Source organism: Micromonospora mirobrigensis, from assembly GCF_900091555.1.
Taxonomy (GTDB): Bacteria; Actinomycetota; Actinomycetes; order Mycobacteriales; family Micromonosporaceae; genus Micromonospora; species Micromonospora mirobrigensis.
This window is the reverse complement of record NZ_FMCX01000002.1, coordinates 481549-499260: the sequence shown is the minus strand read 5'-3', so window position 1 is coordinate 499260 and position 17712 is coordinate 481549. Positions and strand designations below refer to the sequence as shown.

The 17712-nt window shown below is 73.0% G+C and carries 17 protein-coding genes; 11 read left to right on the top strand and 6 right to left on the bottom strand.

Annotated features, from left to right (window positions below; translation table 11 throughout):
- The first annotated feature begins 53 nt into the window (after positions 1 to 53).
- Entirely contained in the window at positions 54 to 2204 is a 2151-nt protein-coding gene (locus GA0070564_RS09690) for a UvrD-helicase domain-containing protein (RefSeq protein WP_091606042.1), read from the top strand.
- A 402-nt stretch (positions 2205 to 2606) separates the two neighbouring features.
- Here the strand turns inward: GA0070564_RS09690 and GA0070564_RS09685 are convergent, their stop codons facing one another.
- The 3 genes from GA0070564_RS09685 to GA0070564_RS09675 form a co-directional block, all read right to left on the bottom strand.
- Positions 2607 to 3332, bottom strand: a complete 726-nt coding sequence (locus GA0070564_RS09685; protein WP_091606039.1) for a DUF6308 family protein — start codon at positions 3330 to 3332, stop codon at positions 2607 to 2609.
- Between the two features lie 156 nt (positions 3333 to 3488).
- Positions 3489 to 3680, bottom strand: coding sequence for a DUF397 domain-containing protein (locus GA0070564_RS09680; protein WP_091606036.1), 192 nt, complete (start codon positions 3678 to 3680; stop codon positions 3489 to 3491).
- Positions 3673 to 4563, bottom strand: a complete 891-nt coding sequence (locus GA0070564_RS09675; RefSeq protein ID WP_091606033.1) for a helix-turn-helix domain-containing protein — start codon at positions 4561 to 4563, stop codon at positions 3673 to 3675. The genes GA0070564_RS09680 and GA0070564_RS09675 overlap by 8 nt, the downstream gene beginning before the upstream one ends.
- 264 nt (positions 4564 to 4827) lie before the next feature.
- On the opposite strand from GA0070564_RS09675, the gene GA0070564_RS09670 reads away from it, so the two are divergent.
- The 4 genes from GA0070564_RS09670 to GA0070564_RS09655 all read left to right on the top strand — a co-directional run bounded on the left by GA0070564_RS09670 (position 4828) and on the right by GA0070564_RS09655 (position 9621).
- The gene (locus GA0070564_RS09670; protein WP_091606030.1) at positions 4828 to 5064 is read left to right on the top strand and encodes a DivIVA domain-containing protein; all 237 of its coding nucleotides are present in this window, start codon (positions 4828 to 4830) and stop codon (positions 5062 to 5064) included.
- Complete coding sequence (locus GA0070564_RS09665; protein ID WP_091606027.1) at positions 5061 to 5312, top strand: hypothetical protein; 252 nt, start codon at positions 5061 to 5063, stop codon at positions 5310 to 5312. Before GA0070564_RS09670 ends, GA0070564_RS09665 begins: the two co-directional genes overlap by 4 nt.
- A 70-nt stretch (positions 5313 to 5382) precedes the next feature.
- On the top strand, positions 5383 to 6126 hold the full coding sequence (locus tag GA0070564_RS09660) for an ABC transporter permease (RefSeq protein ID WP_245669886.1): 744 nt from the start codon (positions 5383 to 5385) through the stop codon (positions 6124 to 6126).
- 147 nt (positions 6127 to 6273) lie between these two features.
- Positions 6274 to 9621, top strand: a complete 3348-nt coding sequence (locus GA0070564_RS09655; protein WP_091606021.1) for an SIS domain-containing protein — start codon at positions 6274 to 6276, stop codon at positions 9619 to 9621.
- Positions 9622 to 9723: 102 nt separating this feature from the next.
- On the opposite strand, the gene GA0070564_RS09650 is transcribed toward GA0070564_RS09655, so the two are convergent.
- The gene (locus GA0070564_RS09650) at positions 9724 to 10752 is read right to left on the bottom strand and encodes an SIS domain-containing protein (RefSeq protein ID WP_091607079.1); all 1029 of its coding nucleotides are present in this window, start codon (positions 10750 to 10752) and stop codon (positions 9724 to 9726) included.
- Positions 10753 to 10975: 223 nt separating this feature from the next.
- Between GA0070564_RS09650 and GA0070564_RS09645 the strand changes: the two genes are divergently transcribed.
- Together GA0070564_RS09645 and GA0070564_RS09640 are read left to right on the top strand one after the other, a co-directional pair.
- Positions 10976 to 11761, top strand: a complete 786-nt coding sequence (locus GA0070564_RS09645) for an FkbM family methyltransferase (RefSeq protein WP_091606018.1) — start codon at positions 10976 to 10978, stop codon at positions 11759 to 11761.
- Between the two features lie 11 nt (positions 11762 to 11772).
- Positions 11773 to 12246: a molybdenum cofactor biosysynthesis protein gene (locus tag GA0070564_RS09640; protein WP_091606015.1), complete on the top strand. Its 474-nt coding sequence runs from the start codon at positions 11773 to 11775 to the stop codon at positions 12244 to 12246.
- Positions 12247 to 12286: 40 nt separating this feature from the next.
- Here GA0070564_RS09640 and GA0070564_RS09635 read toward each other — a convergent pair whose 3' ends face one another.
- Together GA0070564_RS09635 and GA0070564_RS09630 are read right to left on the bottom strand one after the other, a co-directional pair.
- Complete coding sequence (locus GA0070564_RS09635; RefSeq protein ID WP_091606012.1) at positions 12287 to 12820, bottom strand: STAS domain-containing protein; 534 nt, start codon at positions 12818 to 12820, stop codon at positions 12287 to 12289.
- Positions 12821 to 12910: 90 nt separating this feature from the next.
- Positions 12911 to 13222 carry a hypothetical protein gene (locus GA0070564_RS09630; RefSeq protein WP_091606010.1) on the bottom strand — a complete coding sequence of 104 codons (312 nt, stop codon included), beginning with the start codon at positions 13220 to 13222 and terminating at the stop codon, positions 12911 to 12913.
- A gap of 234 nt (positions 13223 to 13456) precedes the next feature.
- On the opposite strand from GA0070564_RS09630, the gene GA0070564_RS09625 reads away from it, so the two are divergent.
- The 4 genes from GA0070564_RS09625 to GA0070564_RS09610 all read left to right on the top strand — a co-directional run bounded on the left by GA0070564_RS09625 (position 13457) and on the right by GA0070564_RS09610 (position 17711).
- Positions 13457 to 14131, top strand: coding sequence for a response regulator transcription factor (locus tag GA0070564_RS09625; protein WP_091606007.1), 675 nt, complete (start codon positions 13457 to 13459; stop codon positions 14129 to 14131).
- Positions 14128 to 15483 (top strand): sensor histidine kinase, encoded by a 1356-nt coding sequence (locus GA0070564_RS09620; RefSeq protein WP_091606004.1) that lies wholly within the window; start codon positions 14128 to 14130, stop codon positions 15481 to 15483. The genes GA0070564_RS09625 and GA0070564_RS09620 overlap by 4 nt, the downstream gene beginning before the upstream one ends.
- The gene (locus GA0070564_RS09615) at positions 15480 to 16040 is read left to right on the top strand and encodes a GerMN domain-containing protein (RefSeq protein WP_091606001.1); all 561 of its coding nucleotides are present in this window, start codon (positions 15480 to 15482) and stop codon (positions 16038 to 16040) included. Before GA0070564_RS09620 ends, GA0070564_RS09615 begins: the two co-directional genes overlap by 4 nt.
- A gap of 189 nt (positions 16041 to 16229) precedes the next feature.
- Complete coding sequence (locus tag GA0070564_RS09610; protein ID WP_176730615.1) at positions 16230 to 17711, top strand: cellulase family glycosylhydrolase; 1482 nt, start codon at positions 16230 to 16232, stop codon at positions 17709 to 17711.
- Position 17712 lies beyond the last annotated feature (1 nt).

Sequence of the window (17712 nt, the reverse complement as noted above, 5' to 3'; positions counted from 1 at the left end):
TCCGCCGGTAGGGTCACGTCCACCCTTCCGACCGACCATGCAGGAGAGCACCCGTGCCGCAGCTCGCCTTCGCCAACAGCTTCTGGCAGAGCTACGACGTCCTGGAAAAGCCGGTCAAGGCCGGTGTACGCAAGGCGATGGACAAGTTCCAGCAGCTCACCATCGCCGAGCTGCGCGCCGACAAGGGCCTGCACCTGGAGTCGGTGACCAACGCCCGCGACCCGCGGATGCGGACCATCCGGATCAACGACTTCTGGCGTGGCGTGGTGCTGGCGCCCGACGACGGCAGCGACACCTTCCTGCTGCTCAACGTCGTGTCGCACGACGACGCGTACGACTGGGCGGCCAAGCGGCTCTACACCGTCAACACCGCCACCCGAGCGCTGGAAGTACGCAACGTCGCCGCCATCGAGCAACTCACCCCGGCGCTGGAGCAGGCCGCCGCCCATGCTCGCGCGCTGCTCTTCGCCCGGCACTCCGACACCGTGCTGCGCCACCTCGGCATCGACGACCAGGTGCTGCGCGCCGCACGCACCATCATCGACAAGCCCCAGCTGGACGCCTTCGGCACGCTATTGCCTGAAGACCAGTTCGAGGTGCTGCAGTACCTCGCTGAGGGCTTCACGCCGGACGAGGTCTACCGCGACGTCGTGGCCGAACGCCGGCCGGTGGACGCCACGCCGGAGCCGAGCGAGAGCCTGGCGGTGGCGATCGCCAACACCGGCAACCGCATCACCCTGGTGACCCGGCCGGACGAACTCGCCGAGATCCTCGACAAACCCTTCGCCGCCTGGCGGGTGTTCCTCCACCCATCGCAGCGGCGGGTCGCGTACCGGGTCTCCTACAACGGGCCGGCCCAGGTGACGGGCGGGCCGGGCACCGGCAAGACGGTGGTGGCGCTGCACCGGGTCAAGCACCTGCTCTCCCGTACGCCCGACAGTCGGGTGCTGCTGACCACGTACACCAATGCCCTGGCCGCGACCCTGCGGGAGAACCTGGCGCTGCTCCTCGACGACGAGGAGCAGCTTGCGCGGGTGGAGATCACCACGGTGAACGCCTTCGCGCACCGCACCGTGCGGGCCCTCGTCGGGCGGGTACCGACCCTGATCGGTGACGTGGACGAGCGGCAGGCCTGGCGGCGGGTGAGCCGCAGGCTGAGCCTGCCCTGGACGGAGCAGTTCCTCGCCCAGGAGTTCCGGCAGGTGGTCCTCGCTCACAACGTGCAGAGCCGGGAGGAGTACCGCGCGGCCAGCCGGCGGGGAAGAGGGTCGGCCCTCGGACTGCGCCAGCGCGACCGGGTGTGGGACGCCGTGGACTTGTTTCAGAAGGAGCTGTCCGCCGCCGGCACGGCCACGCACCTGCAGATTTGCGCCCGGGCGGCGCAGTTGCTCGGCGACGCCGACCTCACCGTCCACGGCTACGAGCACATCGTGGTCGACGAGGCGCAGGACCTGCATCCGGCGCAGTGGCGGGTGCTGCGGGCCGCGGTGGCATCTGGCCCGGACGACCTCTTCATCACCGGCGACCCGCACCAGCGGATCTACGACTCCCGGGTCTCGCTCAACGTTCTCGGCATCTCAGTCGCCGGGCGCAGCAGCCGCCTGCGGGTCAACTACCGCAGCACCGAGGAGATCCTCTCCTGGTCGACGGGCGTACTCGTCGGGTCGCGGGTCGAGGACCTTGGTGGCGACGGTGACGACAGCCTCGTTGGCTACCGGTCGCTGCTGCACGGCAAGCGACCGCACGCTGCGGGATACCCGACGAGCCTGGCCGAGATCGCGGCGCTCGTGGAGTGGGTGGGGGAGTGGCTGGAGCAGGGTGTCGCGGCGAGTGAGATCGCGGTGTGCGCCCGCTTCAACACCACCTTGGGCGACGTGCAGGAGGAGTTGGCCGTTGCCGGGATTCCGGCGGTCCGGGTGCGGGACCAGCCTGGGGCGGACGTCGACGGGGTGCGGCTGGCCACGATGCACGCGATGAAGGGGCTGGAGTTCCGGTGCGTGGCGGTGGTCGGTGTTACGGCGCGGGCGGTGCCGTTCGCGAAGGAGGTCACGTCGGCCGGGGTGGATCCGATCCAGCACGAGAGCGACCTGCTCCGGGAGCGGTGTTTGCTGTTTGTGGCTAGCACGCGGGCGCGGGAGGCGCTGAAGGTGTCATGGAGCGGGCAGCCCAGCCCGTTCCTGTCCTCTATCCTCGATCGCCAGTAGGAAGGAGGCTAGCAATGGCTGCTGCTAATTACGCTGCCTGCAGGTACAGCGTGACCCTACAGACGGATGACTTGGCCGTCCTGCACATGCTCCGCGCACTGACACAGCATTGCTATGTGGGACAGCATCCGCAGATCTCGTGGGGAGGGACGTCCGCCGAGTCTTGGCGCCTCAGCGGTGGAAGGGCGACCTTCCGCTTTAACGCGCCGGCTGACCGAAGCCAATTCCTCAGTGAGGCTGAGCGCCTTCTGCCGGCTGGGTCCTGGAAGTCGGAAGGGACGAACGACAACGATCCCGCGTCCCCCCAGCGGAAATGACAACGCACCTTGTATGAAGGCGGCAGGCGACCATCGGCGCAGCTGCGACGTAATCTTGGATGCTGAGGCGAACGGCGTTCGGGGCCTATGCAGCATCGAGGTTGATGGCGTGCGTCCACAGCACGACGTCGAGCGTCCGGAGGGATGGGTCTTGAACGTCCACTCGGATGCCGTCCCGGGTCGTCGCGTTGTTCTTTGCATCCCTGAGCAGGTTGAGGATCATGCTGTCGCGCATCAGTGCGCGGTGGATCAGCCAGTCATGCCGGTGGTCGGACTTTGGCGGTATGCCGAGAAGCTCTCGCACCTTCCGGTCCCTTACCGGAAGCAGGCTTGGCCGCTTCCGCGCGCAGAGCTTGCTGGCGGTCACCCAGGGGTCCGACTTGGCTGTCCGTGGGCTCGCTAGCGCTCTCTTAACGCCTTCGTACAGCGAACTGGCGTCAACCAGGGTGGTGGCGTCGGCCTGTGCCAGGTCGGCGTTCTCCGGTACGGCCGCCAAGTGGCGCTGCACTGTCTCGCGATGGAGCTCGTCATCAAGTACACGGCGGGCGGAGGCTGCGCGGAGCCGGACACTGAGCAGTGTCACCGCGAACAGGTCGGCGGCCGTGATCTGCCCCGGGTCGTTCGGTGTGACGGTCCGGTAGGTCGCCCCGGCGAAATTGCCCGTCGGGTCGTAGTAGCGGCCGAGTCGACGCCCTGTCCGCTCGGTGTTCGTCAGCGCGCCAAGCGCCGCCTCGCGAGCCGCAGCCAGCGCGGCATCATCCGGAACGGGCCACCCAGCCGGGGTCTCCCCCAAGGAGTGTTCCTCAGGCATGCTGTCAGCCCTTCGCAAGATCGATCCCCGCCGTCGACATGCGACCCAACTACTGAGCTCCAGCGGACCGACATATCGTCCGCCGGGTCAGCTGGCAGCCCGTCGATTCACCGACGGCAGCGGGGCCATGCATGCCGCCACCCCAGGCGGTGGCGGTTATCGGGCGGCTGGCCGCTTGGTGAAGGCGGACCATGCTGTAGGTGTGAAGGTCAGCCGCGGTCCGTCCGGGTCCTTGGAATCGCGTACGGCGACGATGCCGGGGAGGTTGGTGGCGACCTCCACACAGTTGCCGCCGTTGCCGCCGCTGCGGGTGCTCTTGCGCCACACGGCGCCGTCCAGGTCAGTCATGCCGCAACTCCCCGATGATCGTTTTGATCATGTCGATCGATTGTGCCTCATCGAGGGCAAGCCCCTCCAGGCTCTTCCAGGCGTCTCGGTATGCGGCCAGCTCGTCGGGCTTTTCGAGGTAGAGCGCCCCGGTAAGAGACTCGCTGTAGGCCACCGACGGCTCCGGTGCAGCCCGCCCGCCCTTGCTGGCGGGGAAGTCGAGGATGACGAAGGAGCCGGCGACCGCGCCGGAGTGCGGGCCGGCGGTGAAGGGCAGCACCCGCACGCAGGCATTGGGTAGATCGGCGACCTCCAGCAGTCGGCTGAGCTGCCCGATCATCACGCCTCGGCTGCCGACGGTGCGGCGGAGCACCGCCTCCGAGAGGATCGCGTCGAGCCGGGGCGGCTGGGGGAGTCGCCGGGTGAGCAGCCCTTGGCGTTGCAGCCGCACCTCGACCGCTCGCTCACGCTCCTCCTCCCGGACCGATGGGCGATCGAGGCGGGCGAGCCCGAGGGCATAGGGGCGCGTCTGGAGCAGTCCGGGTATCAGGGTTTCCTCGTATTGCCGTAGGTGGGCGGCGGCCGATTCCAGCCCCACGTACAGCTCGAACCAGCTCGGCACCGCGTCCCCGTACGCGTGCCACCACCCCTTCGACTTCGTCTCCGCCGCCAACCCCCGCATCGCCTCGGTCATCTCGCCCGAGACCCCGTACAGCTCGCACATCGCCTTGACGTCGAGCATCCGCACCGCGCCCATCCCGCACTCGATGCGCCAGATCTTCTGCCGGCTGTATTCGAGGGCCTCGGCGGCGGCGTCCAGCGTCACCCCCGCCTCGGTGCGGTACTGCCGCAGCAGCCGCCCGAGCTGACGACGCGGCACGGTCGATCCGAGGTCGTCGGCCATCCGGACACTCCCTGATTCCACGGCGCAACACTGCGTGACTCACCCCTGCAACTCGTACAGGTTGCAGTAAAGAAAGTCAATGAATCTGGCAGAAATGTCGCCGTGGAACGTTGCAGGAACACTTCGGAGTGTCACAAGCTGACCACCAGAAGCCCTGGTGCCGTACCGCCGATCGAAGGCTGCGGTGGCAGGTGCCGGGTGGGTCCGCCCGTGCGCGGCGGGCGGGCGGACCCGCCCTTCCACGCCACGACGAGAGGCAGGCCGATGACCATCCGCAACGGAACCGCGTACCCCAGCCTGCTGCCCTGGCAGGTGGGCGAGCGCCGCTTCAAGCCCGCCGGGCTCGGCCGCCGCGGCCTCGACCCCGCCGAGGTGTACGCGTTCCTCGACCGTGTCGCCGTCGACTTCGCCGCCGTCCACGCCGCCCTGGCCGCCAGCCGCCGCGAGGTCGCCCTCGCCCGGCTCGCCCTCGTCCGGAGCAGCCGGGAAGCCACGCGGTGACCGGGCGGTACGTCATCCACCTGCCGGTCGTCGCCACCGACCTGCCCGCCGCGCAGCGCCTGGCCCGGGTGGTCGCCCGCTGGTCGGTGCTGCTGCCGCAGACCGACCCGGGGGAGACCACAGTCTCCGCCGAGGACGACCAGAACGTACGCCATCGGGTCTTCTGCGACCTGTTGCTGACCGGCGGCCGGCGCTGTCTGCTCGCCGCTGACCACGACGGCCCCTGCACCCGCCGCCTGCGCCGCTGAGGCTTCGGCCCGTCGCGGTGGCATCAGGCGTCCCCGAGCAGGCGGCGACGCCGCGCGCCAGACTGGCCGGATGTCGTCGACGATGCTGGTGACCGGTCCCCGCCTGGCCGTGGCGCTGGTCCTGCTCACCGCCGCCGCAGCCGCCGTGGCGACCGTCGGGCGGCTCGGCCACGGCCGGCAGATCGCCGTCGCGGCCGTCCGCGCCGCCGTCCAGCTCGCGGCCGTCTCCCTGCTGATCACCGCGATCGTCTCGTCGCCGTGGGCGACCGCGGGGTTCGTCGCGCTGATGTGGACGGTCGCCTCGGCGACCTCGGCCCGCCGGATCACCGGAGGCCGGTACGGCTGGTGGGCCGCCGTCCCGATCGCGGCGGGCAGCCTGCCGGTGGTGGCCGGGCTGCTGCTGGCCGGGCTGGTGCCGGCGCGGGGGATCGCCGTCATCCCGGTCGCCGGGATCCTGATCGGCGGGGCGATGACGGCGACCTCGCTGGCCGGCCGCCGGGCCGTCGACGAGTTGACCGGCCGTTGGGGTGAGGTGGAGGCGGCGCTCGCGTTGGGCCTGCTGCCCCGTGACGCGGCGCTGCTGGTCTGCCGTCCGGCGGCGGCGCAGGCGCTGGTGCCGGCGCTGGACCAGACCCGAACGGTGGGGCTGGTGACGTTGCCGGGCGCGTTCGTCGGGGTGCTGCTGGGCGGGGCGAGCCCACTCGCGGCGGGGGTGACGCAGCTGTTCGTGCTGGTGGGGCTGCTTGCCGTGGAGGCGGTGGCGGTGGTGCTGACCGTGGAGTTGGTGGCCCGCGGCCGGCTGCACCGGCGTTGACGGTCGTCCAGGTCGGAGACGTACGCCGATGACTGCCCGTAACGAGAAAACCGCTCAGTGCTCGTGTGCGATTCGGTGCTTTTTGCGCAGCAACCTTGCGCACTATAGTGGCCGGAGTCTGAGTCGACGGTTGAGGAGACGCCCACGATGTGTGGCATTGTTGCCCTGCTGCCCCGGTACGACCGCCTAGGTGAGGCGGTGGCGGCCGACCATGTCCTCGGCAGCCTGACGTGGGACCTGGCCTCCCCGGAGGCGGTGGGGACGGTCACCGTGGCCGGCGCGTCCGAACTGCTCACCGACGCGCACCGGCGCGCCGAGAAGGCCCTCGCGCTGCTCTCCGCGCCGGCTACCCTCGGCCTGCTCGCCGCCGACCCGGCCCTGCAGGGCGAGGCGATCACCGCCCTCGACCGGATCCAGCGCTGGCTCGACGGCTGGGACGCCGTGCTCGACGGTCAGGCGCAGGGCTCCCCGGAGGAGGTCGAGGCGGCCCAGGCGCAGGCCGTGGCCGTACGCGACCTGCTCTGGATGCTGCGCAACGACCGGCTCGCCGCCGCCCGCCGCATGCGGGAGCTGGGCTTCGGTGACAACGCCGAGGCGAAGCTGGCCGTGTCCTACCTGAGCGTCGACTCCGTCCTCGACGCCATCGACCGGCTGGAGGTGCGCGGCCGCGACTCCGCCGGCGTGCAGCTCTGGGTCGGCCTCGACGACGCCGACCGCAAGACCATGGACACCCTGGCCCCGGCCTCCGACCCGAAGTTCCGCTCCGGCGCGGTGGAAATGGTCGGCGACGGCGTCGTCTTCGTCTACAAGCGCGCCGCCATCCTCGGCTCCCTCGGCGACAACGTCGCCCACCTGCGCGCCTCGATCGCCGCCGACGAGCGGCTGGCCACCGCGCTGCGCCTGCCCAGCGCCCGGATCTCCGTGCTGGCCCACTCCCGCTGGGCCAGCGTCGGGCGGATCAGCGAGGCCAACGCGCACCCGGTCAACAGCGTCGCCGGGGACACCGAGCTGCCGTACTCGGCCGCGGTGCTCAACGGCGACATCGACAACCACGTCGAGCTGCGCCGCAACCACAACATCGTCACCGACGAGATCACCACCGACGCCAAGCTGATCCCGGTGATGTACTCCGCGGCGCTGCGCCGCACCATGGACCCGGGCGAGGCGCTGACCGCCTGCGTGGCCCAGTTCCACGGCTCGATGGCCATCGGCGTGCAGGACGACGCCGGGCACCTCACCCTCGCCCAGAAGGGCAGCGGCCAGGGCCTCTACGTCGGCCTGGCCGACTGGTGCTACCTCGTGGCCAGCGAGGTGTACGGCCTGGTCGCGCTGACCGACCGCTACCTGCGGGTGGACGGCTCGGCGACCGACGGCGGCGTCGTCGTGGTGCTCGACGGCGACAACGCCGGCACCCTGGAGGGCATCACCGAGGTGACCTCCGCCGGCGTGGCCGCCCCGGAGCGGGTGCAGACCGCCGAGATCACCACCCGGGACGTGGCCCGCGGCGACTTCGACCACTACCTGGTCAAGGAGATCGCCGGCGCGCCCCGCTCGTTCCGGCGCAGCCTGCGCGGCCGGATCGCCGAGGTCGACGGGCTGCTCCAGGTCTCCGTCGGCGAGAGCGGCCTGCCGGCCGCCATCCGCGAGGACATCGCCCGGGGCCGGTTCCGCGAGGTGGTCCTGGTCGGGCAGGGCACCGCCGCGGTCGCCTGCCAGGGCATCGCCGAGGTGATCCGGCCGCACCTGCCGGGCCTGGCGGTCCGGGCGGTCCCGGCCACCGAGCTGTCGGCCACCGACCTGCCGCAGGACATGAGCGGCATCCTGCTCATCGCGGTGAGCCAGTCGGGCACCACCACCGACACCAACCGGGCCGTCGACCTGGTGGTCCGCCGGGGCGCCGCCGCCGTGGCGATCGTGAACCGCCGCGACAGCGACCTGGCCCACAAGACCCACGGGGTGCTCTACACCTCCGACGGCCGGGACGTCGAGATGGCCGTCGCCTCCACCAAGGCGTTCTACTCGCAGGTGGCCACCGGCGTCCTGCTCGGCCTGCAGATCGCCCGGGCCTGGGGCAAGCTGCGGCCGGAGATCGAGAACGACCTGCTGGTCGGCCTGCTGGAGATGCCGGCCCACCTCACCGCCGTGCAGGGGCTGACCGACCAGGTCGCCGCCGCGTCGGCGGAGATGGCCGCGTACCCGTCGTGGGCGGTGGTCGGCTCCGGCCCGAACCGGGTCGCCGCCGCCGAGGTCCGGATCAAGCTCTCCGAGCTGTGCTACCGGACGGTCTCCACCGACGCGCTGGAGGACAAGAAGCACATCGACCTCTCCGCCGAGGCCATGATCATCGTCTGCGCGGCGGGCACCCCGCCGCAGCAGGTGCGGGACATGGCCAAGGAGATCGAGATCTACGCGGCGCACAAGAACGCGCCGGTGGTGATCGCCGACGAGGGCGTCGACATCGCCTGGGCGGCGCAGCACGTGATCCGGGTGCCGCGGGCGCACCCGGCGCTGGCCTGGCTGCTCAGCACCGCGGTGGGGCACCTGATCTCGTACCACTCGGCGCGGGCGATCGACGAGCTGGCCCTGCCGCTGCGGCAGGCGCTGACCCTGCTGGAGGAGCGGGTCGACCAGGGCGCGGCGCACTTCACCGACGTGGCGGAGCTGGCCGAGCCGGTCGAGGAGTTCCTCGCCGAGGTCGCCACCGGCCGCACCCGGGGCGTGCTCTCCCCGGAGGCCACCCTCAGCCTGGCCAACGTGCTGCTGTCGCTGCGCGGCCTCAACGCCGGCCTGCCGATGCGCGCCGACGAGCTGGGGGAGCCGCTGGACTACGTCCGCGACCAGCTCACCGCGGCGGTGGAGGAGCTGACCCGCTCGATCGACTCGGTCAAGCACCAGGCCAAGACGGTCACCGTGGGCACCTCCCGGGACGACAACGACCTGCTGGAGAACCCGCTCACTCAGGCGCTGGTCGCCGCGGGCAGCGACGTCAACCTGCTCACCTACCCGGTGCTGTTGGCGCTGCGCGCCCACGCGCCGCTGGTCGGCGAGGTGACCGGCGCGGTGCGCTACCGGGTCGACCGGGCCGGCGACGAGAGCACCATCCGGGTGCTGGCCAAGTCGGGCGAGGTGGCCGACACCCCCAGCCGGGCCGACAACGGCACCCGGCTGACCGGTTCCAAGCGGTACGCCGTCGACGCCCGGATGATCCAGCTGGTGCGCGGCCGGACCGACGACCGGCTGGTGCTGATGGTGCCGGAGCAGGTCGGCGCGCACGTCTCCGGCCTGACCCTGCTGCACGTCGCGCTGGTCCCGGCGGCGAGCGCCGCGGCGCTGACCAACGCGCTGCAGACCAGCGGCACCCGGCTCGCGGAGATCGACGCCGCGGTGACCGAGACCGAGGCCACCTTCGACCCGGCCATGCTGGAGCAGGTGCCGGTGGAGAAGGTGCTGGTCGGCTCGGTCGGCGAGGTGGCGGGCGCCCTGCTCGCCCGCTGATGCGCACCGGCGCGCCGGGTGGGTCCGAGACCTGCCCGGCGCGCCGCCCGGCTCACCGGAGGTGGGTGACCCTGAGCTCGGCGCGCGCGGGTGGATCCGGGCTCAGCGGGTGTGGGTGACCTTGCTGAGGCCGCGCGGGCTGTCCGGGTCCTCGCCCCGCGCCAGCGCCAGGGTCAGCGCCAGCCGCTGCAGCGGGATGATGTCCAGCAGCGGCGAGTAGCGCTCATCCACCGCCGGGACGCCGATGTGCGCCTGCTCGGCCGCCGTCCGGGCCGGTCCCACGGTGACCACGTCGGCGTGCAGCGTACGGAGCCGCTCGATGACCTCGGCCATCGCCGCGCCGCCCGGACCGTCGCCCACGATGGCCAGCACCGGCATCTCCCGGTCCGCCATGGCCACCGGGCCGTGCAGCAGGTCCGCCCCCGAGTACGCCAACGCGGACAGGTACGACGTCTCGATGATCTTGAGGCTGGCCTCCCGGGCCGTCGCGTACGCGTAGCCACGGCCGGTCACGACCAGCTGATTGGCATACCTCAGTCGGGCCGCCACCTCCTCGTGGTCCCGCCCGACCAGGGTCTGCGCCGCCAGTTCCGGCAGCCGGTCCAGCTCCGGGGCGACGTCCGGCTCCGGCGCCCCCGTGCCGGTGCGGATGCCCTCGACGACAAGCAGCAGCGACAGCAGCTCCGCGGTGTACGTCTTGGTGGCCGCCACCGCCCGCTCGGGCCCGGCGAGGATGTCCACGTGCAGCTCGGCGACCCGGGCCAGCTCCGAGTCGGGCGCGTTGGTCAGCGCCAGCGTGGTCGCCCCGGAGCGGCGGGCGCTGTCCAGCACCTCGACCAGGTCGGGGGAGCGGCCGCTCTGCGACACCCCGATCACCAGCGCCTGGGACATGTCCGGGTGGGCGCCGTAGAGCGACACCACGCTGGGCGACGCCAGCCCGGCCGGGAGACCCAGCCGGATCTGGCTCAGGTACGACCCGTACAGCGCGGCGTGGTCGGAGGTGCCCCGGGCGACCAGCACCACGTGCCGCAGCTCGCGCCGGGCCACCTCGCGGGCGACCTCCCGCACCGCGGCCGCGTTGTCGAGGATCCGTTGATAGGTCGTCGGCTGCTCGCCGATGTCGGTCGCCATCCCCTGGCCGGCCTCTGCCACCACGACTCTCCCACATGCTCACGTCCGCGTCGGCGGCCCGGTCGGGCCCCGCCCGCGGAACAGGTTCTGCGAGCACTGTTGCACGTTACTGCTCGAAGTTCAACCTAAGAGAGCATTTCCGCGCATCGATCGCGCAGCATCTGCACGCGCAGCGAATGGCGAACGCCGGGTCGCGCCCGCCTGGCTGGGCTACGGTCGGGACATGGACGCCCGGACGGTCGCGATCGAGGCGCTCAAACAGGACCCGGCCACCTCGTCGCTGCGCCGCTCGCTGGACTTCTACTACGGCGACCCGGCCCGCGACGCCACCCTGGACGCCTTCTACGCCCGCTTCCTCACCGCCGGGGACCTCGCCTTCGACGTCGGCGCGCACGTCGGCGACCACACCGGCTGCTTCCGCCGCCTCGGCGCCCGGGTGGTGGCGGTGGAGCCGCAGCCGGCCTGCTCGCGGGCCCTGCGCACCCTCTACGCCGACGACGCCGGGGTCACCCTGGTCGAGGCCGCCTGCGGCGCCGCCGCCGGCCGGATCCCGCTCGCGGTCAACACCGCCAACCCCACCGTCTCCACCGCCGCCGCCGACTTCCGCCGGGCCGCGCAGGGCGCCGCCGGCTGGCGGCACGAGCGCTGGGACGCCCAGGTCGAGGTCGAGGTGGTCACCCTCGACGCGCTGATCGACGCGTACGGCGTGCCGGCGTTCGTCAAGATCGACGTGGAGGGCTTCGAGGACGCCGTGCTGGCCGGGCTGAGCCGGCCACCGCCCGTGCTCTCCTTCGAGTTCACCACCATCGCCCGGCCGGTGGCGTACCGCTGCCTGGACCGGCTCGTGGGGCTGGGCTTCGACGACTTCAACGTCGCCCTCGGCGACAGCCGGTCCCTGCTCCTGCCCGACTGGGTGCCCGCCGTGCGGATGGCCGAGCGGCTGCGTGCCCTGCCGCACGCCGCCAACTCCGGCGACGTGTACTGCCGGTCGGGTCGCCGACGACCGTAGGATCGACCGCCGTGCCGCACATCGTCGCCCTGCTGGCCTCGCCCGTGCACCGGTACGTGGGCCGTCCCGCCGACGGACCGGCCCCGGCCCCGCCCGGTGAGCTGGTCGACCGGGTGACGATCCGGGCCGGCCTGGGCATCGTCGGCGACCGCTACTTCGGCCGGCCGGCCCACCGCGAGGCCGCCGTCACGCTGATCGCCGAGGAGTCCCTGCCGGCCGGCGCCGGCCTGCTGGAGGTCCGGCGCAACATCCTGACCAGCGGCATCGCCGTCGACGACCTGGTCGGTGCCGTGCTCACCCTCGACTGCGGCGACGGCCCGGTCAGCCTGCGGGTGCACCGCCCGGCCCGACCCTGCGCCTGGATGGACACCACCATCGGACCGGGCGCCTTCAGGGCGCTGCGCGGCCGCGGCGGCATCCGCTGCGCGCCGCTGACCGACGGCGTCCTGCGCGTCGGCCCGGTCGAGGTGACCGTCACCCGCTGACCGCCGTCACCCGCTGACCGCCGTCACCCGCTGACCGCCGTCACCCGCTGACCGCCGTCGCCGCTGCGGCGCGGCTGGGGAAGACCGGGAAGACGCCGTCGAGGCGCATGGTGTGCAGCACCGTCAGCACGAACCTCGACGGCGCCACCAGGCACAACGCCGCCGACCGGGCCCGCGCGTCCTGGTGCGCCCGGACCAGCAGCCCCAGGCCGGCCGGGTCGATCACCTCGACGTCGCTGAGGTCCACCAGCAGCCGGTCACCCAGGTCGACCGTCCCGGCCAGGGCCCGGCGTACACCCTCGGCGGGCTCCCGCGGGTCGTCGCCGTCCTCCGTCGCGCCGAGGCCGAGCGGGTCGTCGACGGCACGCCGCCCACCGGAGCGCGCCGGGGAGTCGACCTCGCAGCGCGGGCAGTGGTGCGGCCCGGAGGCGAACGGCGAACCGGCCCAGCCGTTGTCGAACACCAGCGTCCAGACCACCTCCGCGTCGGGCAGGACGCACGCCGTGCCGGTGACGGTGTCGCCGCAGCCGTCACAGATCAACGTCATCCGGTGATCGGCCGGTACGACCGTCATGACCTCTCCTCTCGTTCACCGGCGGACCGTTCGACGGCCCGCCGGCACAGCTGCCGCGCCCGTTCGACGGGCACCGGCCCGGCCCGGTTCCTACCGGACGGCGGGATCCGCCGGACGTCGTCCCGGTTCGGCCGGTTCGGCCGGCCGCCGGCCGGCGCCGGCGCGGACCGCGAGGAGCACCGCGACCCCGGCGGCGGCCACCTGGACCAGCAGCCGCACCCCGGAATCCCGCACGTCGACGCCGTCGAGGCGGGCCACAATCGTGCCGAGCAGCGCCGCGGCGACCCCGGCGGCGACGGTCAGCCAGACCGGCACAGCCCGGCGCCGGGGCACCACGAGCCGCCCCAGTGTCCCCACGACCAGCCCGACCAGCAGCGCGCTGACCAGCGCCGCCCCGGTCACCCCCGGCCTCCGCCCGGACCCGGGCCGGAGGCGGCCGGGAGCCGACGGTCGCGCGCCACGACGGGCGGTCGCGGTCCGGTCATCGCTTCGGCTCCCTCCCGTCGGCGTGCCCCGCGTCCCACCGTGCGCGCGCACCGTGGCGGCCGTCCGGCGGTCGGATGACGGTTGTGTGACAAAACCCGGCAGCGGCCGGCGCAGTTGGGAGCTCGGACCCGAGCCGGGGAGGATGGCAACATGACGGCCGTACTGGTGATCGAGGACGACGACCGGATCCGGCTCGCGCTGCTGCTGGCCCTGGAGGAGGAGGGCTGGACCGCCTACGGCGCGGCGACCGCCGAGGAGGGGCTGCGCCGGCAGCGGGAGACCCCCGCGGACAACGTGCTGGTCGACCTGATGCTGCCCGGCATCGACGGGTACGAGTGCATCCGGCAGCTGCGCCGCGACGACGACGTGCCGATCGTGGTGGTCAGCGCCCGCGACGACACCTCCGACATCGTCGCCGCGCTGGAGGCCGGCGCGGACGACTACCTGGTCAAGCCGGTCGCGGTCAAGGAGCTCTCCGCCCGGCTGCGGGCCCTGCGCCGGCGCGGCCGGGCGCTGGCCGCCCCGGTCAGCGCCCAGACCTTCGGCGACCTGGAGATCAGCGAGGAGGCCGGCGAGGTACGCCGGGCCGGGCAGCCGGTCGCGGTCACCCGCACCGAGTTCCGGCTGCTGTGCGAGCTGGCCGACCACGCCGGCCGGGTGCTCTCCCGCCAGCAGCTGCTGCGCCGGGTCTGGGGCTACGAGACCGGCGACGAACGGCTGGTCGACGTGCACGTCGGGCGGCTGCGGCAGAAGATCGAACAGGACCCGGGCAACCCGCGCCACCTGGTGACCCTGCGCGGGCTCGGCTACAAGCTGCAACGATGAACCGGCTCGGACTGCGCGCCCGGGTGACCGCCGGCTTCGCCGTCGGCGCGCTGTCGCTCGCCGCCGTGATGGCCCTGTTCACCTACGACCTGACCCGGCGCTCGCTGCTCGAGGAGCGGGAACGCACGGCCGTGCGGGTGGCCTATTTCGACGCCGAGGTGGTCCGCGGCGGCCTCGACACCGACGAGCCGGACGTGGTGGAGGTGCTGCGCTCGCTGGACACCGGCGGCAGCCGGCGACCCCTGCTGTTCCTGGACGGGCAGCCGCACGCCCGGGCCGCCGAGGTCAGCGGCGACATCGTCCCGGCCGAGCTGCGCCGCCTGGTCGCCGCCGGCGAGCCGGCCGTGCAGCGGGTCCGGGTCGACGGGCAGGCCACCCTGCTGGTCGGCGTGCCGCTGTCGGAGCGGGCGAGCTACTACGAGCTGACCTCGCTGCGGGAGGTCGAGGAGACCTTCGCAGTCCTGGCGCTGACCCTGACCGCCGTCGCGATCATGGTCGGTGGCTCCGGCGCGGCCCTCGGCTGGTACGCCACCCGGCGCAGCGTACGCCCGCTGACCGCCGTCGCGGACGCCGCCGAACGGATCGCCGCCGGAGACGTCACCACCCGGCTCGACGCCACCACCGACCCGGACCTGACCCGGCTCTCCACCTCGTTCAACCACATGGTCGACCAGCTCGCCCGCCGCATCGAGCGGGACCGCCGGTTCGCCGCTGACGTCAGCCACGAGCTGCGCTCGCCGTTGCAGACCCTGGCCGCGGCCGCCAGCGTGCTCACCAGCCGTCGCGTCCACCAGGACGAGCGGACCGCGATGGCGGCCGGGCTGGTGGCCGACGAGGTCGCCCGGTTCCAGCGCCTGGTCGACGACCTGATCCAGCTGGCCCGCACCGAGCAGCCCGCCCAGCGGGAGACCGTCGACGTGGCGGCCCTGGCGAGGGAGGCGTGCCGGTCGCGGGGGTTGCCGACCGAGCTGGTCCGCCTCGCCCCGGACACCCCGGCCGACTGGCGGGTCGACCGGCGCCGGCTCGAACAGGTGCTGCTCAACCTGCTCGACAACGCGGTCCGCTACGGCGATGGTCCGGTGGCCGTACGCCTGTCCCGGGCCGCAGCGGAGACCGGCGTGGTCGAGGTCGACGACGCCGGGCCGGGGGTGCCCCCCGCGGACCGTGAGGTGATCTTCGACCGGTTCGTCCGGGGCCGGGCCGCGCACGCCCGCGCCGGCACCGACGGCACCGGCCTCGGCCTGGCCCTGGTCTCCGCGCACGTCGCCGCGCACGGCGGCCGGGCGCGCGTCGAGGACCGCCCGGGCGGCGGCGCCCGGTTCCGGGTCGAGCTGCCGGGGAGCCTGCCGTGAGCCGGCGACTCGCGGCGCTGCTGACCGTCGCCCTGCTCGCCGGCTGCGGGGTGCCGGTCGACGACCGTCCCCGCCCGGTGCAGGCGCCGCCCGGCCCGTTTCCCACCGCGGGCACCGGCAGCCCCAGCGTGGCCGCCGGGCCGGTCGACGAGACCCTCTGCTTCGTCCGCGACGACGGTCTGGACACCGTGGTCCGGCAGGTGCAGGCGCTGCCGGCGCTGGACGTGCACCTGCAACGCCTGCTCGCCGGCCCGGACGGCCCGGAGCGCGACCGCGGGCTGGCCACCGCGCTGCCCGGCACGCTGACCGTGACCGGCGCGCGGCTCGCCGGCCGGCTCGCCGAGGTGACCGTGCAGCCGGTCGGCGAGGAGATCGGTCGCAGCGACGAGATCCTGGCGTACGGGCAGATCGTCTGCACCCTGACCGCCCGAGGTGACGTGGACCGGGTGAGCTTCCGGCGCGGTGACCGGCCGCTGGAGGTGCCCAAGGCCGACGGGTCACTGTCCCGGGAGCCGCTGACCGGCGCCGACTACCGGCCGCTGCTGCGCAAGCGTTGACACCGCTCCGATGTCCTCGCGCCCTGCCGTCCCCAGCGGACGGTCGACGGGCGCCCGTTCCGCCCCGCCGAGGCTAGGCTGACTGACCGTGCGCTCCTCAAGGGAGGTTGCGCGGGACGTACCGAACGGGGAGCCGGCATGACTGCAAGTGCGACACCACCCACCTCCGGCCCGATACGACGCGGGAGGGTGACACCACTGCTGCTGGCGTTGTCCCTGCTCGCGGCGCTGCTGTCCGGTGTGCCGACGCGCGGCGGCGAGGCGCCGGCACCAGTCGCGGTGACCACTGACACCTTCAACCGGTGGGATGTCGGCTTCGCCGAGGGGGCGGGCCTGAACGACGCCGACCTCGCGCGGCGACTGGACGGGATGGTCTCCTACCTGCCCGGCCGCTCGCCCCTGCTCCGGATCGACCTGGACTGGTGGTACGTGCAGGACTGCCGCCGCTGCGCGCTGCGCTGGGATCGGCTCGACCCGGTGCTGGCCGCGGCGAAGGCCCGCGGCATCCGGGTGCTGTTGATGCTCGGGTACGCCCCGCCCTGGGCCAACGGCGGCCACGGGAGCGACAAGTGGTTCCCCACCAGCGACGCGGACTGGACCGCCATCGTCGAGGCGACCGTGCGGCACGTCGGCGACACGGTGGTCGCCTACGAGGTGTGGAACGAGCCGAACAACTCGGCGACCACGGGTTACGAGGGATTCGGCAACTACGACGGGGACCGGCGGGCCCGGTACTGGCAGCTCGTCCGGCTCGCCGCCACCACTGTCCGGGCGCTCTGCCCGACCTGCGTGGTGCTGGCCGGCGCGTCCGGGGCGGGCACCCCCAACACCGCGACCGCCAACCCGAACGAGTCCGGGGCCTGGCTGGACTGGGCGTACGGCAACGGCTACGGCACCGACTTCGACGCGGTGGCCCACCATCCCTATCCGGCGTGGAGCGCCGGGAAGGGGCCGGCGGACCCGGAGTGTGCGACCCGGTGGTGGAACCTGTTCGGGCCACCCGGCACGACACCGGCCTGCGGTGAGCTGGCGTACCTGCGCTCGATCATGGTCAAGTGGGGCGACGGGGCGAAGAAGATCTGGGCCACCGAGTACGGCTACCCGACCGCCGGCGCCACCGGCCTGCCGATCACCGCCGTCCGGGACCACCTGGTCGAGGGCGTGTCCATGTGGCGGTCGCTGCCGTACGCCGGGCCGCTGTTCCTCTACTCGTACCGGGACGCGTGCGTCTCGACCGGCGACCCGGAGTGCAACTTCGGCGTGGTCACCCGCGACCTGACCCCGAAGGCCGGCCTGCACGACGACCTGCGGGACGCGCTGACCGAGGCCTGGCGGCCGGCCCTGCGCAGCGGCGAGCGCATCCGGCGGTGGGCCTCGTTGCTCTCCGTCGACGGCGGCTACCAGCTCAACCTGCAGGGCGACGGCAACCTGGTGGTCTACCGGCGGCACGACGCGGCCACCTGGGCCAGCGGCACCCACGACGGCGTCGTCCTGATCAACCAGGACGACGGCAACCTGGTGCTGTACCGGACGGACGGCACGCCGGCCTGGTCCAGTGGCACCTGGGGCAACGGCCCGTCCACGCTCTGGATGCAGGAGGACGGCAACCTGGTGCTCTACCGGGACGGCGACGGCGCGGTGACCTGGGCCAGCGGCAGCACTCAGGGCTGAG

What these genes read in the sequence shown, in the direction of transcription:
- GA0070564_RS09685 (WP_091606039.1), bottom strand. Translation starts at nt 3,332, where the DNA reads ATGCCTGAGGAACACTCCTTGGGGGAGACCCCGGCTGGGTGGCCCGTT.
- GA0070564_RS09680 (WP_091606036.1), bottom strand. Translation starts at nt 3,680, where the DNA reads ATGACTGACCTGGACGGCGCCGTGTGGCGCAAGAGCACCCGCAGCGGC.
- GA0070564_RS09675 (WP_091606033.1), bottom strand. Translation starts at nt 4,563, where the DNA reads ATGGCCGACGACCTCGGATCGACCGTGCCGCGTCGTCAGCTCGGGCGG.
- GA0070564_RS09670 (WP_091606030.1), top strand. Translation starts at nt 4,828, where the DNA reads ATGACCATCCGCAACGGAACCGCGTACCCCAGCCTGCTGCCCTGGCAG.
- GA0070564_RS09660 (WP_245669886.1), top strand. Translation starts at nt 5,383, where the DNA reads ATGTCGTCGACGATGCTGGTGACCGGTCCCCGCCTGGCCGTGGCGCTG.
- GA0070564_RS09655 (WP_091606021.1), top strand. Translation starts at nt 6,274, where the DNA reads ATGTGTGGCATTGTTGCCCTGCTGCCCCGGTACGACCGCCTAGGTGAG.
- GA0070564_RS09650 (WP_091607079.1), bottom strand. Translation starts at nt 10,752, where the DNA reads ATGGCGACCGACATCGGCGAGCAGCCGACGACCTATCAACGGATCCTC.
- GA0070564_RS09645 (WP_091606018.1), top strand. Translation starts at nt 10,976, where the DNA reads ATGGACGCCCGGACGGTCGCGATCGAGGCGCTCAAACAGGACCCGGCC.
- GA0070564_RS09635 (WP_091606012.1), bottom strand. Translation starts at nt 12,820, where the DNA reads ATGACGGTCGTACCGGCCGATCACCGGATGACGTTGATCTGTGACGGC.
- GA0070564_RS09625 (WP_091606007.1), top strand. Translation starts at nt 13,457, where the DNA reads ATGACGGCCGTACTGGTGATCGAGGACGACGACCGGATCCGGCTCGCG.
- GA0070564_RS09620 (WP_091606004.1), top strand. Translation starts at nt 14,128, where the DNA reads ATGAACCGGCTCGGACTGCGCGCCCGGGTGACCGCCGGCTTCGCCGTC.